Annotated in this window: 14 protein-coding genes; 11 read left to right on the forward strand and 3 right to left on the reverse strand. The window is 61.3% G+C overall.

Features of this window, described 5'->3' with window-relative positions; all coding sequences use genetic code 11:
- Positions 1-23 precede the first annotated feature (23 nt).
- Together MKK04_RS14080 and tssI are read right to left on the reverse strand one after the other, a co-directional pair.
- Positions 24-608: a hypothetical protein gene (locus MKK04_RS14080; RefSeq protein WP_207832673.1), complete on the reverse strand. Its 585-nt coding sequence runs from the start codon at positions 606-608 to the stop codon at positions 24-26.
- A gap of 10 nt (positions 609-618) precedes the next feature.
- Complete coding sequence (gene tssI, locus MKK04_RS14085; protein ID WP_233694841.1) at positions 619-2,472, reverse strand: type VI secretion system Vgr family protein; 1,854 nt, start codon at positions 2,470-2,472, stop codon at positions 619-621.
- A gap of 270 nt (positions 2,473-2,742) precedes the next feature.
- On the opposite strand from tssI, the gene MKK04_RS14090 reads away from it, so the two are divergent.
- The 4 genes from MKK04_RS14090 (at position 2,743) to MKK04_RS14105 (ending at position 5,093) form a co-directional block, all read left to right on the forward strand.
- Positions 2,743-3,759, forward strand: a complete 1,017-nt coding sequence (locus MKK04_RS14090; protein WP_087501629.1) for a hypothetical protein — start codon at positions 2,743-2,745, stop codon at positions 3,757-3,759.
- Positions 3,760-3,761: 2 nt separating this feature from the next.
- Positions 3,762-4,319 carry a hypothetical protein gene (locus MKK04_RS14095; RefSeq protein WP_241105586.1) on the forward strand — a complete coding sequence of 186 codons (558 nt, stop codon included), beginning with the start codon at positions 3,762-3,764 and terminating at the stop codon, positions 4,317-4,319.
- 97 nt (positions 4,320-4,416) lie between these two features.
- Positions 4,417-4,839: a hypothetical protein gene (locus MKK04_RS14100; protein ID WP_233694840.1), complete on the forward strand. Its 423-nt coding sequence runs from the start codon at positions 4,417-4,419 to the stop codon at positions 4,837-4,839.
- A complete protein-coding gene (locus MKK04_RS14105; protein WP_061552521.1) occupies positions 4,836-5,093 on the forward strand; it encodes a hypothetical protein in 258 nt (85 codons plus the stop codon). Before MKK04_RS14100 ends, MKK04_RS14105 begins: the two co-directional genes overlap by 4 nt.
- Here MKK04_RS14105 and MKK04_RS14110 read toward each other — a convergent pair.
- Positions 5,087-5,395, reverse strand: coding sequence for a hypothetical protein (locus tag MKK04_RS14110; protein ID WP_177342437.1), 309 nt, complete (start codon positions 5,393-5,395; stop codon positions 5,087-5,089). The two genes, MKK04_RS14105 and MKK04_RS14110, sit on opposite strands and share 7 nt — an antisense overlap.
- A 284-nt stretch (positions 5,396-5,679) precedes the next feature.
- On the opposite strand from MKK04_RS14110, the gene MKK04_RS14115 reads away from it, so the two are divergent.
- From MKK04_RS14115 to tssH, 7 genes are all read left to right on the forward strand, one after another.
- Positions 5,680-6,429, forward strand: coding sequence for a hypothetical protein (locus tag MKK04_RS14115; protein ID WP_024087178.1), 750 nt, complete (start codon positions 5,680-5,682; stop codon positions 6,427-6,429).
- A 64-nt stretch (positions 6,430-6,493) separates the two neighbouring features.
- Positions 6,494-7,033, forward strand: coding sequence for a type VI secretion system contractile sheath small subunit (tssB, locus tag MKK04_RS14120; protein WP_233694838.1), 540 nt, complete (start codon positions 6,494-6,496; stop codon positions 7,031-7,033).
- 14 nt (positions 7,034-7,047) lie between these two features.
- On the forward strand, positions 7,048-8,550 hold the full coding sequence (tssC, locus tag MKK04_RS14125; protein WP_207832665.1) for a type VI secretion system contractile sheath large subunit: 1,503 nt from the start codon (positions 7,048-7,050) through the stop codon (positions 8,548-8,550).
- A gap of 26 nt (positions 8,551-8,576) precedes the next feature.
- Positions 8,577-9,059: a type VI secretion system baseplate subunit TssE gene (gene tssE, locus MKK04_RS14130; protein WP_233694837.1), complete on the forward strand. Its 483-nt coding sequence runs from the start codon at positions 8,577-8,579 to the stop codon at positions 9,057-9,059.
- Complete coding sequence (gene tssF / locus MKK04_RS14135; protein WP_241105587.1) at positions 9,059-10,879, forward strand: type VI secretion system baseplate subunit TssF; 1,821 nt, start codon at positions 9,059-9,061, stop codon at positions 10,877-10,879. Before tssE ends, tssF begins: the two co-directional genes overlap by 1 nt.
- Complete coding sequence (gene tssG / locus MKK04_RS14140) at positions 10,843-11,913, forward strand: type VI secretion system baseplate subunit TssG (protein ID WP_207832661.1); 1,071 nt, start codon at positions 10,843-10,845, stop codon at positions 11,911-11,913. The genes tssF and tssG overlap by 37 nt, the downstream gene beginning before the upstream one ends.
- Positions 11,910-14,507: a type VI secretion system ATPase TssH gene (tssH, locus tag MKK04_RS14145; protein WP_233694835.1), complete on the forward strand. Its 2,598-nt coding sequence runs from the start codon at positions 11,910-11,912 to the stop codon at positions 14,505-14,507. Before tssG ends, tssH begins: the two co-directional genes overlap by 4 nt.
- Positions 14,508-14,517 lie beyond the last annotated feature (10 nt).

Genomic DNA, 14,517 nt, shown 5'->3' on the forward strand with positions numbered 1-14,517 from the left:
CCTGATAGCGAAAAAATCGGGGTTCAGCCCTGCGCGAAGCCATCGAGCATGCGGTCGAACTCGGCCAGCCACTGGCTCAGGCCCGGCTTGCTCGGGTCGATCACGCTGGAAATATCCAGCCATTGCAGCGACTCGCTGCCGGCGATGGGCACCAGCGCGCCGACCAGGCGACCGTGCCGGGGCTCGTGGCCAGCATTGAAGTGGAAATCCAGGACCTTGGCCGGGTTACCAGCCAGGTGGGAATCACGTTGACGAATCACGCGCAGTTGCGGGTTCAATTCGCGCAAGGCCTGGATCGCGCCCTCGAACAATTGCTCCAGCGGCTGCCTGGCGCGTACATCACGGCGGCGGATGCTGAGGCTGATCGGCTCGCCTTCATGCTCGATGGTGGTCTGGATGTCGCGAAAGCGAAAGCCGATCGGAAACTGCAGAGTGAAACCTGCGAAGGTGAAACCGCTGCCCACATCCTGCAACGCGGCTGGCACCGGTTCCGGCTCGGGCACAGGCTCAGGCACATGAGCGGCTTCCGCCAACCTGGCCAGCCGCGCAGCCTCCTCTTGCGCTTCGCGCCTGGCAGAGATGCGGTCGTAGATCGAGGGCTTGTACATGAACCTTGCCTCAGTCGTTGATCCGCACTGCAGCGCCAGTGATCTGGGTGGTGTCGGTGCTGGTGGTCACGATGACCTTGCCTTTGATCTCGATGCCTTCCGGGGTCAGCGTGATGCTGCTGTCGCCCACCTGCAGGATGATGTGCTGCTTGGCAGCCACCTGTATGAACTGGTTGTCGACCTGCAGGGTGTAGGAACCTTCGGTCACTTGCACCATGGTGTCTTTCTTGACCGTTTCGGTGTGCGTGCCGCCCACCGTAATCGTGCGGTTGTTCCCCACATCATGGGTCTCATCCAACTCGATCTCGGTATCCATGTTGCGCTCGGCATGCATGATGATCTGCTCGGCGCCAGCCTTGTCCTCGAAGCGGAAGAAGTTGGCGGTACCGCCGTCGCCCTTCATCGACCGGGTCAGGAAACCACTCTGGGTCTTGTTCGCCGGCAGCGACCATGGCGGGGTGTTGGTGCTGTTGTACAGGCTGCCCATGATCAGCGGGCGGTCGGGGTTGCCATCGAGGAACACCACCACCACTTCGTCGCCCACGCGTGGGATCTGGATGCTGCCGAAGCCACCGCTGGCACCAGCTTGGGCGACGCGTACCCAGCAGGAGCTCTGGTCGTTGAACTCGCCGTTGCGGTCCCAGTGGAACTGTAACTTCACCCGGCCCAGTTCATCGGTGTAGATCTCTTCGCCGGGGGGGCCGACGATGATGGCAGTCTGCGGCCCGCTGATGCCCGCCCTAGGCGTGTTCAATGCAGGGCGGAACGGAATTTTCCGGCGAATGCAGCTGAAGCTGTTGCGGTAGCCCGCCTCACCGTCGTTGGTGTAGTTGTTCTGCCCCCAGTGGGTAACCGAAAGCAGCAGAAACTGTCGGTCATCCGGGGCGTCATTGTCGTGATCGTAATGCTGACTCAATTCAAAGTAGTAGCCAGGCTCCATGACGCGACAGTTGCTCTCGCCATGGAAGGTCTTGCCGTCCACTTCCATCGCCTCCAGCCGACGCCGCGCCTTGCGCACGCCTTCATCGGCATCGGCGTAGCCGTAGAGACCTTCGTATTCGAAGACTTCATACTGGCCGACCTCGCCCTGCTGGTTGACGGAATTCAACTGCACCAGGTGTGGGTTGCCCGGTTGCTTGTAGTCGAAGGATTTCAAGGCCAGGCGCGTTGGTTGCATCCGCCGCGCCGAAGACCATTTGGTGATCGAGTCTGCGGTTTCGGTGACTGAAGCACTGTGGTAACGAATCAGCGGTTGGCGCTCCAGCTGCGGAAGCATGCTGCTGTCATCGCTGATGATCATGCGATGGCCTTCCTGGGAGTGCTCGAAGGTGAAAAACAGCCCTTCTTGCTCGAGCAGGCGCAACACGAAGTTCAGGTCCGACTCCTGGTACTGGGTGCAGTAGCTGATCGGTTTGAGCGGTTGGCTCAGACGAAACTCGTAATCGGCCAGGGTCAGGTAGTACGCAAAGACGTCCTTGACGATCTGCTCGGTGGTCTTGTCCTGGAATATCCGCGAATCGCGGCGACGGCTGAGGATCCATATCCACGGCACGAGTTCGGCAGTGTAATTGGCAATGCCGCCGTCGGCACCAGCATGGACGAAGTCCGACACGTGCGCGCTGATGTAGCGTGTGCTGCCATCAGCCAGGGCGATCCCTACCGTCACTTTCTTGCCGATGAGCTTCTTGAGCTCGATGCGCGCATCCTGGGAGATAAGCTGCACCTCGAAACTGAACAGCTCCGAAATCCCCTCGCGGCCGCTGAAGCTCAGCAGTTGCAGTTCTTGTTCGGGCGGCAGCGGCGAGTCGAAGGTAAACAGACGTTGATGCTGCGTGAGGATCGATTCGAGGGCGTCCGTAATCATGTCAATGCATCCTGCATCAAGCTGGAAATCTTGCAATGAAAACGCGCTTAAAAGAGGCTGTCAAATGATGGCGATACGCCAGATTCCATCAAGCTGACGTCAAAATGCTTCTACGGGAAGCAGTATCGCGGACTGTAGAGCAGCAGGCGGTTTTTTGGTTAATTGCATCGTATTGTGTCCATCGGTTTGATCAGTCGGTCATCGGGGGTGTACGCTCCTTGCGCTCAGCCGAGAGGCAATACACTGCGAATTTCAGGGAGAAGAATCGCCATGAGCGTGAGTGAAAACCAACTCAGCCAACTGGACCGGGAGATGGACCAGAATCACCGGGAGATGGTGATCATGTCGATCGAGGACTTTCAGGCACAAGCCCAGTTCGCCCAGAGAACTCACGGTGCAACGCAGGCTCCACAAGTGTGCACACGCACCCAGGGCGACATGCTGACCGGCACCTGGCAGAGCGTGAAATCCACCTACAACGGCCTGCCCCACACCTTCGTCAATACGACCTGGGGCGTGCCCACGGCCATGGCCGCATGGGACATGAAAAATACTGCCGGTTTCATTCGCGACATGAACGGGCTGGGCACAAAGGTGCGCTACACCATACGCAACGGCAAGCAGTACGTGATCCTCACCGGCTACCCAGGCCTGCGCAAGACGCTAAATGCTCCCCGTTATGGCATCCAGAACGCCAAGCTGGTCAGCATGGGCATCGGCAAATACGGTGTGCGCGGTTCGTCGATCAAAGGCTTCAAGCTTTCGTGTTATGTGGCGGTAGCCATCGAAGTCGCAGAATGGGTATTTGCCGACGAGCATGTGATGAGCGACCTGTTTGGCGGTATTGGCGTTGAGCTGATCAAAGCCGGTATAGCTTCGGCGATCGGGTATGCTTTCGGGCTGGCCATTGGCTCAATGGCCACTTTCGCCGCCGCACCCGTCATCCTGGGGGCTGCCGTTGTATTCGCAGTTGGCGTTGGGCTTAACGAGCTTGATGTCCGCTATGGAATAAAAAACTCGGTTAAAGCGGGCCTTCGGTATGCCGTGGACCAAATTGAATATTTGGGCCAGCAGGCCATGCAGATTAGTACCAAGGACTTGCAAAAATACGCAGAGAAACAAATCACCAATATTGCTAGCGAGGTGGCAGACACTCTCTATAACGAGGCCAAGCGCTGGGCACTGCAAAAACTTCAGCCAGGAGACCTCAATCTGCCTGGATGGCCTACTGTGCCTGAACTTCCCTCTATGCCCTCACTCCCGACGTTCAACTTTCCAAAGTTTTAACCATGACTATTCAACCTCATGAGCTCCACGAGCGCTCTCCCCACCTGTTTCGTCTCATGGCCCTCGCGACTGGCCTAGCAACTTCGATATTGGGCATTCTGTCAGCTTATTGGCTTGGGAGCAATCTACTCTCCTTGTTCGGAAGGCTCTTAACGAATGCCCCAATCGTGGTGACGCCCTATCTGGTGTTTATGCTCATCGCCATGTGTACGGTCACCCCAATCATAGTTGTTACATCACTGCATGCCTGCTGGCGCGCGAAAAAATTCGACCCGCCCCCCCATTCCCGGATGTTCCGCTTTCAACATAACTCATACAAATTGACACTTTGGTCAATGATCTATATTGCGCCGGCGCTGGCATTACTCGTGACTTTTGGCCTGTGGTCGAAGGGGTACACCCCGTGCCAGAAACTCCTGATTTCAGGGTCGGCCTGGAAGGTGTACTGGGTCAATGATGTGCGATATTGCTTCAAACCTGATTTTTACAACAGCGACGAGCAACCCTGCAAGCGTGTTGGCAATCGAGCTATTTGCACGCAAGCTGATGCACAGCAGTGAGAAACACTAGTACAGCAGGGCTCTATAGATGAAAATTCGATACTCATAAACTTCATCTGTATCATCGCCCCTTAATATCAGACTGCTGGCTGTCGGCATGATCATCGCCATGCTGTTGGTCGCGGCCTTCTCGGTCTACGCCTACATCAACTACCTGTTCCCGCTGTACGGCAGATTACTGCGTGGCGCGCCTGTCGTGGAAACACCTTACCTCGCGTTCGGCCTGCTCATGGCACCGCCGGCGGTGGCAATTCTGCTGGTTGGTTGTGCGATATGTGCCTGGACCGGGAAAAAATTCGACCCGCCCGCAGGCACACGACTGCACCGCTTCCAGGCGCTGATGTTCGGGCTTTCGCTGAAGACGCTGCTCTACGTCGTCCCTGCCGTTATGGTTCTGACGACCCTTGCGCTGCTTGGCAGAGGCTACTCGCCCTGCCCTAAGCTGGTGATATCGGGCTCTGCCTGGCAATTGTTCTGGGTCAACGATGAGCGCATTTCACGCACCAGCAGAACGTCATGACTGTCGCCACTGCCATGGGCACGAAGACAATTTTTGGCGCCACCCCCAGCATGAACACTGAAATCATCAGCAGCAAAAACCAGAACGCCCAAATGCCCCCAAAAAAACGTTCAGTAGTGATCATGGAACTCGACTCTACCCGTCACTTTTCATTAGCCGACGTAGCGTGGCCATCAATGGCTGTCGCAAGCCAGCTCGTCGAGTTCATCCACCTGGCGCGAGGTGGAAAGGCCCACCGCAGACCATGTCACTGACCTGCCCCTGCGCGACCGGAGCAGGCGGCCATCCACCGCGTCGCCTGCTTCGCGGGCGTGCCCGCACCCATAGTGATCATGCTCGTTTTCAAGGTTATTGACCAGACCGTTGCCTCTGCAGGTACGGCATAGGCCATCCAAACGGATGGACCACGCTTGATAACACCCTTGCGCGCGGCGCATTCCGTCGCGCTGCCATCATCCAGACGTGCTTTGGCAACACCTCCGGAGAATACGATCCGCGCAAAAAATGAGACCGGATTCACTTTTTGCAAAAAACTTTTGCAAAGAAATTTTCTCACGCTCATACCCCTCGCACACCCAAATTTTAGGGCTTGAACTCCCATTTCCCGCGCCCGAAACCCCAGTCAATATCACGACGCCATCATTGCGTCACATCACAAAGCGGGGAAAAAATTGCCTTCCTCGCCGGAACTTCTTCCGCAGCGAGGTGCCCTACTCGGCATTGCTGGCAACACGATATTCATGTGCCAGCACTCAAGTTTGCCGCCGTCGAGAGGCGCAATTTCAGGTCCACGCCATTGGCGTTTCAGGACGATCAAGCAGGCACATGGACGATGCACCGATGACACAGACATTCGATGTCGAAGCACTGATCAAGCTGCGTAGCCAGACGCGGGCGATCTCCGATGCGCTGAAGGCGCAGGCGGCGGATTACCTCGCCACCGTGGCACCGCTGATCCGTCCGCAAACCCTGTTTGGCGAATACCTGCAAGGCGCCCAGCGCAGCAGCGGGCGCGAAACCCAGGGCCATTTCCAGGCCCTGGTCGAACTCTACGAACGTATCGGCTCGGCTGCGCCGTTCCAGTTGGTCACCGAACTGGAAGTACCGCTCAACCTGATCAGCACCACCCCCGAACTGTTCCCGCTGGAATACGACAAGGCCCTGGAACACAGCGGCCAGGTCATCCGCATCACCAGCCCGACCCGCTGGGTGGTGGGCTTCCACGCCTTCGACCTGGCGCGGTTTCGCAACGTCATCAAAGACCCCAACCGCAGCAGCGCCGAGCTGTACCGCTTCGTGGTGCACTACCTGGTGCTGTTCTACTGCCTGAGCAAGTCGCCTGGCCTTGGCCGGCTGTTCGAGGGCCTGCGCTACAGCCTCAGCTTCGAGCGCCTCAAGGGCTTTGGCGACCTGCCGTTCTGCGTCATCAGCTCGCCGGTGCGCTCGGAACTGCCTGACGACTCGGTCATCCGCAGCAGCACGCAGATTGCCGGCAACACCAGCTTCGAAGAGCTGGTGGGCCGCGACAACATCCTGGAAATGAACGACGAAATCCGTCAGCGCCTGCTGCTGACGATCGAAGGACTGTAACGCGCAGCGCCCGGCAACGGGCCGCGCAATGATTCGCAGCGAATTGCTCGCACTGGAGAACACGATGGCGAAGAAGGAAAGCACTCAGCACAAACTCGACCGCGTTCGCGCGCCTCGGGTCCATATCACCTACGACGTGGACATCGGCGATGCCATCGAGAAAAAGGAGCTGCCCTTCGTCGTCGGCGTACTGGGCGACTTTTCCGGCAACCCGCTGGAGCCGCTGCCCAAGCTCAAGGACCGCAAGTTTGTCTACATCGACCGTGACAACTTCAACGGCGTGCTCAAGGGCATCAAGCCGCGTCTGACCTACCGTGTCGACAACACCCTGGCCAAGAACGGCACCCAGCTGGGCGTGGAGCTGAACTTCAACAGCCTCGAAGACTTCGAGCCACAGAACGTGGTCAAGCAGGTCGAGCCGCTGCGCAAGCTGCTGGAGGTACGCAACAAGCTGGCCGACCTGCGCAACAAGATGGGCGGCAACGACAAGCTCGAGGAGCTGCTGATGGACGTGCTGCAGAACACCGAGAAGCTCAAGACCCTGGGCAAGGAATTCGGCCGTGAAGCCGAAGTGAAAGACCCATCCAGCAGCGATCACGCCTGAGCAGGAGCCCGAACATGACCGACAAGCAAACCGCACCGCAACAGGCCGGCGACCTGGTCGAAGTGGAAAACTTCGCGCCACAGCCCTCGCTGCTCGACAGCATCATTTCGCAAAGCCGCGTGGCCCGCTCCGACACCGAGCGCAACCGCACCCGCGACCTGATTGGCGAACTGGTGAACCAGGTACTCGAGGGCGAGATGACCCCGAGCAAGGACCTGATCGCCGTGCTCGATTCGCGTATCGCCGAGATCGACGCGATGCTCTCGGAGCAGATGAACGAGATCATGCACGCCAGCGAATTCCAGCAGCTGGAAGCTTCCTGGCGCGGCCTGAAGTACCAGGTAGACCAGACCGAGACCAGCACTACGCTGAAGATCCACCTGCTCAATGCCTCGAAGAAAGACCTGGTACGCGACCTGAAGGCCGCCAGCGAATTCGACCAGAGCGCGCTGTTCAAGAAGGTCTACGAAGAAGAGTACGGCACCTTCGGTGGCGCGCCTTTCGGCATGCTGATCGGTGACTACGAATTCAACCGCAACCCCGAAGACATGTACCTGCTGGAGGAGATCTCGCACGTCGCCGCAGCAGCCCATGCCCCGTTCATATCGGCCGCCTCCCCCGAGCTGTTCGGCTGGGACTCGTTCACCGAGATGTCCGGCCCGCGTGACCTGGCAAAGATCTTCGACACCGTGGAATACGCCAAGTGGAAGTCGTTCCGCGCCTCGGAAGACTCGCGCTACGTCGGCCTTACCCTGCCGCACGTGCTCGGTCGCCTGCCGTATGGCCCGGACACCACCCCGGTGGAAGAATTCAACTTCGTCGAAAGCGTCGATGGCCGTGACCACAACAAGTACCTGTGGATGAACGCCGCCTACGCCCTCGGCACCCGCGTTACCGATGCCTTCGCCCGCTACGGCTGGTGCGTGGCCATCCGCGGCGTGGAAGGTGGCGGCCTGGTCGAAGGCCTGCCAACCCACACCTTCAAGACCGACGACGGCGAAATCGCCCTCAAGTGCCCGACCGAAATCGCCATCACCGACCGCCGCGAAAAAGAGCTGTCGGACCTGGGCTTCATCCCCCTGGTGCACTGCAAGGGCACCGACTATGCCGCGTTCTTCGGCACCCAGTCGGCGCAGAAGCAGAAGCAGTACAACACCGACATCGCCAACGCCAACGCGCGCCTGTCGGCCCAGCTGCAGTACATCTTCGCCACTTCGCGCATTGCCCACTACATGAAGGCGATCATGCGCGACAAGATCGGCAGCTTCGCCTCGCGCATGGATGTGGAGCGCTTCCTCAACCAGTGGCTGGCCAGCTACGTGCTGCTCGACGACACCGCCAGCCAGGAGGCCAAGGCCAAGTTCCCGCTGCGCGAAGCCCGCGCCGAGGTGTTCGAAGTGCCAGGCAAACCAGGTGTGTACAAGGCCGTGACCTACCTGCGCCCGCACTACCAGCTGGATGAGCTGACTGCTTCGCTGCGCCTGGTTGCCGAGCTGCCACAGGGCGCGCGCGGCTGACAGGCCGGTGTGTACAGGGATGACACATGAGTAACCAGGCCCGCCTGCTGCCCTCGCTGCTCGACCGACTGCTGGACGACCGTCCATACCAGTCGGCCGAGCCGGCCGCGCAACGCACCTGCTCGCTGAGCGAGTACAAGGCCAGCATCGTCCGTGACCTCGAGGTACTGGTGAACACCCGCCAGTGCCTGGTCGCCGAAGAGCTGGAGGGCTTCAGCCAGCTCGGTGGCTCCATCCTCGAATACGGCATGCCCGACTTCATCAGCCGCAGCGTGCTCGACCCGCATGATCGCCGCCTCATCCAGCAGCAACTGGAGCGGGCGATCAGCACAGGGGACCGGCGCTTTCGCCGTGTCCGCGTACAGCTGCTGGCCCAGCAGAACGGCCACCGCATGTTGACCTTCCGCGTGGACGCCGTGTTGCGTCTGCAGGACATCAGCCGCCAGGTGTCATTCGACGCCGTGCTGCAGGTCAACACCCAGGAATACAAAGTGCAGAACCTCAACTGATGCTCGACGAACTGCTGCCCTACTACGAAAAGGAACTGTCGCACCTGCGCTTCCTCGGCCAGGAGTTTGCCGCGCAGTACCCGAAAATCGCTTCGCGGCTGCTGATCGAGGGCGACAACTGCGAAGACCCGCACACCGAGCGCCTGATCGAGGCGTTCTCGTTCCTGTCTGCGCGGGTGCACAAGAAGCTCGATGACGAGTTTCCGGAAATCGTCGAATCCTTCCTCGGGGTGCTGTACCCGCACTACCTGCGCCCTACCCCGTCGATGTCGATTGCCGAGCTGAACCTGGGCAAGCACGAGAAAGTCACCGAAGCCTACCACGTGGCGCGCCATACCGAGATGCATGCCACTGCCGTGGAAGGCGTGGTGTGCAAGTTCCGCACCTGCTACCCGGTAGAGCTGTGGCCGATTGCAGTGCAACAAGCCTCGTTCGCCGAAATGGAACGCTCGGCATTCAACGGCCACAGCGCCGACCTGGTCGCACGCCTGCGCATTCGCCTGACAGCCACCGGCGATGCCCTGTTCGGGCAGATGGAACTGGACCGCCTGCGGTTCTTCCTCGACGGCGAAGCGACCCTGATGCTGCAGCTGTACGAGCTGCTGTTCAACAACCTGGCCAAAGCCACCCTGAGCTTCCACGACCAGGGCCGCAGCCGCGAAGTGGCCCTGCCGGCCGATGCCCTGAAAGCCGTGGGCTACGCCCGTGACGAAGGCCTGGTGGACTACTCCGAGCGCTCGTTCCTGGGCTACCGCCTGCTGCACGAGTACTTCACCTTCCCCGACAAGTTCATGTTCTTCGACCTGAGCGGCTTTGCCCGCATCCTGCAGGGCAAGGCCATCGAGCAAGTCGAGATCAACTTCTATTTCTCCGACTACGACCTCAGCGAGCGCCTGGCGCGGCTGACCCAGAACATCGGGCGCAACAACTTCAAGCTCAACTGCACACCGATCATCAACCTGTTTCGCCAGCAAGCCGAGCCGATCAAGCTGACCCACACCCAGCACGAATACCCGGTCACTCCCGATACACGGCTGCACAACGCTGCCGAAGTGATCTCGATCGACCGCGTACGGCGGGTGCGCAAACTCGGCGGCATCGACCAGGTCGCCACCTGCCACCCGTTTTTCGAACCCCGTGGCGAGCAGGACCCGCACAGCAGCTTCTGGGTGGCGCGCCGGCGCAACCAGGGTGACGCCACTGCCATGAGCATCCGCGTGGTCGACCGCGACCTGGAGCTGATCGACGCCAGCAGCGACACCCTCAGCATCGGCCTTACCTGCAGCAACCGCGATGTACCGCTGATGCTGCCGTTCGGCGGCGAACGTGGTGACTTCAACATTCCCGCCAACTCGGTGATCAAGGATATCCGCTGCCTGCGCAAGCCCACCGCCACGGTGCGTGTGCCCCTGGGCAAGGGCCTGATCTGGCGGTTGATCGCCCACCTGTCGCTGAACCATATGTCGCTGGTCAGCCAGGGCCGCGAAGTACTGCTGGAGCTGTTGTCGCTGTACAACTACCGCAATGTTTCCGCCATTCGCAAACAGATCAACGGCATCAAGGCGATCAGCAGCGAGCCGGTGGTCGCACTCATCGGCCACCCACGGCCGAACTTCGTGCGCGGCGTCGGCATCACCCTGACCCTGGACGAAAGCCAGTTCACCGGCAGCGGCGTGTTCCTGTTCGGCATGGTGCTGGACCACTTCTTCGGCCAGTACTGCTCGATGAACAGCTTCACCCAACTGACCCTGCGCACCCAACAACGAGAAAAGAGAGTCGTCCAATGGCCAGCACGTACCGGCGATCAGCCCCTGGTCTGATCGATCAGGCCCGAGCCGAGCCGCACCGATTCGAATTCTTTCAATTGGTGCGCCTGCTCCGCCTGCACTACAGCCGCACCGGGCGCATGGACCTGGCAACCCGGCCGCACGAAGACCCGCTGCGTTTTCGTACCCAGCTGTCGCTGGCGTTCCCGGCCAGCGAGGTCAGCGACCTGCACTTCGAGCGCGAAGGCAAGGTGTCGCCGGCCGGCCTGCCGCTGTCGGAAGTGCAGGTCACCTTCATGGGCCTGGTCGGGCCGTCGGGCGTGCTGCCGCGCCCGTACACAGAGCTGCTGCTGGAACGCCACGTGCAGTATCGCGACGATGCCGCCCATGCGTTTCTCGACATCTTCTCGCACCGCATGACCACGCTGTTCTACGAGGCCTGGCAGAAGTACAAATTCCATATCGAGCACGAGCGCAATGGCACTTCGGGCTTCGATGGCTACCTGCTCAACCTGGTCGGCCTCGGCCCGCGCGCGCAGCAACTCAAGTTCGAGCAGCAACCGATGGCGCTGCGCCGCGAGCTGTTCAGCTATTTTGCCGGCCTGCTCAGCCAGAAGCCGCGCAATGCGCTGAACCTCGAACGCATGCTCGGCTTCTATTTCTCGCTGCCGATCAAGGTCCGCCAGTTCGCCGGGCGCTGGCTGCACCTGCAGCCCGAACAATGCACCCAGCTCGGCCGCCGCAATGCCCAGCTCGGCCACAGCGCCGTAGCCGGCAACCGGGTGTGGGACTACCAGTCGTGCATCCGCATCGAGCTGGGCCCGCTCGGCCTGGCCGATTACCAGCGCTTCCAGCCGGGCACCGCGTGCTACCGCAAGCTGGTCGAACTGGTGCGCTTCTATATAGGCGCCGAACTGGATTTCGAAATTGCCCCGCGCCTCAAGCGCGAGGCGGTGCCACGCGCCCAGCTGGGCCGCAGCGGCAATGTCGCCCTGGGCTGGCTGGGCTGGCTCAAACGCCCTGGTCGTGACGCGGAGCCTTCGCGTTGCGCCGTCTTCCACATTCCTTACGATGGGGTCGCCTTGTGAACCTGAAGTCTCTGTTCGCCAAGCTCAACGAAACCAGCCGCACGGCCACGGAAAGCGCGGCGGCCCTGTGCCTGTCGGAGCACCATTACGACGTGGAGGTGGAGCACCTGCTGCTGCAGTTGCTCGACAACAGCGACAGCGACCTGGCGCCGATCCTGCGCCACTACGAGGTAGTCGCCGAACGCCTGCAGGCGCAACTGGTCACAGCCCTGGGCACCTTCAAGAAAGGTAATACCCGCACCCCGGCGCTGTCGCCGCACATCACCCGCATGATCGAACAAGCCTGGTTGCTGGCATCGATCGAATACGGCGTCGGCCAGGTGCGCAGCGCTCACCTGCTGCAGGCCCTGCTCGATGATGCCGAACTGCGTCGCGTGGTGATCGCCTCGGCGCCGGAGCTGGAGAAAATCAACGCCGATGACCTGCGCCTGAACCTTACCGCGCTGGTGGAAGGCAGCGCCGAGTCCAGGCAGGCCAGCCCGCTGGCCAGCCCTGCAGCGCCAGTGAACAGTACGAGCAAGGCCGGCGGCAAGACCCCGGCGCTGGACCAGTACACGGTCAACCTCACCCAGAGCGCCCGCGAAGGCCGCATCGACCCGGTACTGGGCCGCGAGTTCGAAGTACGGCAGATGGTCGATATCCTTACCCGCCGCCGGCAGAACAACCCGATCCTTACCGGCGAAGCCGGGGTCGGCAAAACCGCCGTGGTCGAAGGCCTGGCCCTGCGCATCGCCCAGGGTGACGTACCGGCGGTGCTCAAGGATGTAGCCCTGCACACCCTCGACCTGGGCCTGCTGCAGGCCGGTGCCGGGGTCAAGGGCGAGTTCGAGAACCGTCTCAAGGCAGTGATCGAAGAGGTCAAACGCAGCCTGCACCCGATCATCCTGTTCATCGACGAAGCCCACACCTTGATCGGTTCCGGTGGCCAGGCCGGGCAGAACGATGCCGCCAACCTGCTCAAGCCGGCCTTGGCCCGTGGCGAGCTGCGCACCATCGCCGCCACTACCTGGGCCGAATACAAGAAGTACTTCGAGAAAGATGCCGCCCTCGCCCGCCGCTTCCAGGTGGTCAAGGTGGAAGAACCCGACGAAGACAAGGCCATCCACATGCTGCGCGGCCTGCTCGGCAAGATGCGCGAGCACCACAAGGTAGCGGTGATGGACGAAGCGCTGGTGCAGGCCGTGCGCCTGTCCAACCGCTACATTACCGGCCGCCAGCTGCCGGACAAGGCGGTCAGCGTGCTCGACACCGCCTGCGCGCGCATTGCCCTGGCGCAATCGTCGCAGCCTGGCGCCCTGGAAGACTGCCGCCGCCAGATCGACAACCTGCATGCCGAAATCGCCGTGCTCGGCCACGAAGCCGGCAAGGGCCACGACCACGCCCGCCGCCTGGGTGAGCTGCAGGCCGCGCTGCAGGCCGAACAGCAGCAGGAGCAGCAGCTGAACACGCAGTGGCAGCGGGAACTGGAACTGGTCGAACAGCTCAAGGCGCTGGACGTCGCCAGCGACGCCGATGCCGGCCAGCTCAAGGCGCTGCGTGCCGAGCTGGCACGCGTGCAGGGCGACCAGCCACTGGTCCACGCCCTGGTCGACGGCGGCGCCATCGCCCAGGTCATCAGCGGCTGGACCGGCATCCCGCTGGGCAAGATGCTGCGGGACGAGATCGACACCGTGCAGCGCCTGCCGGCCCTGCTTGGTGAACGCGTGCTGGGCCAGGACCACGCCCTGCACGAAATCGGCAAGCGCATCAAGATTTCCCGGGCGCGCATGGAAGACCCGAACAAACCGATCGGCGTGTTCCTGCTGCTTGGCCCCAGCGGCGTCGGCAAGACCGAAACCGCCCTGGCCCTGGCCGATACCCTGTACGGCGGTGAACGCAACCTGATCACCATCAACATGTCCGAGTACCAGGAAGCCCACACCGTGTCGAGCCTCAAGGGCTCGCCACCCGGCTATGTCGGCTATGGCGAAGGCGGCGTGCTGACCGAGGCGGTGCGCCGCAAGCCATACAGCGTGGTGTTGCTCGACGAGGTGGAAAAAGCCCACCCCGACGTGCTCGAACTGTTCTTCCAGGTGTTCGACAAGGGCGTGCTGGACGATGGCGAAGGCCGCGAGATCAATTTCCGCAACACGGTGATCATCCTCACCTCCAATACCGGTACCGAGCGCATCATGCAGACCTGCCTGAACGCCACCGAGCTGCCGACGCCCGAAGCGATCGTCGAAGACCTGCGTGACCAGCTCAACCATGTGTTCAAGCCGGCCTTCCTCGGCCGCCTGAGCATCGTGCCGTTCTACCCGGTGCAGGACCAGATCCTCGAGCGCATCGTCGCCCTCAAGCTCCAACGCATCGCCAAGCGCTTCGCCCGCAACCACCAGGCCGAGCTCAGCTACGACGAGGCGCTGGTCAAGGCCATCGCCGCGCGCTGCACCGAGGTCGACAGCGGTGCGCGCAACATCGACAACATCCTGTCCCAGACCCTGATGCCCGAACTCGCCCAGCGCGTGCTCGAGCGCATGGCCCAGGACGCGCCGATCGAGCGCCTTGCGATCGAGCTGGGCAGCGATGGCGATTTCGCCTATCGCCTGGCCTGACCAGTACCCG

The organism is Pseudomonas sp. LS.1a (assembly GCF_022533585.1).
In the GTDB taxonomy this organism is placed as follows: Bacteria; Pseudomonadota; Gammaproteobacteria; order Pseudomonadales; family Pseudomonadaceae; genus Aquipseudomonas.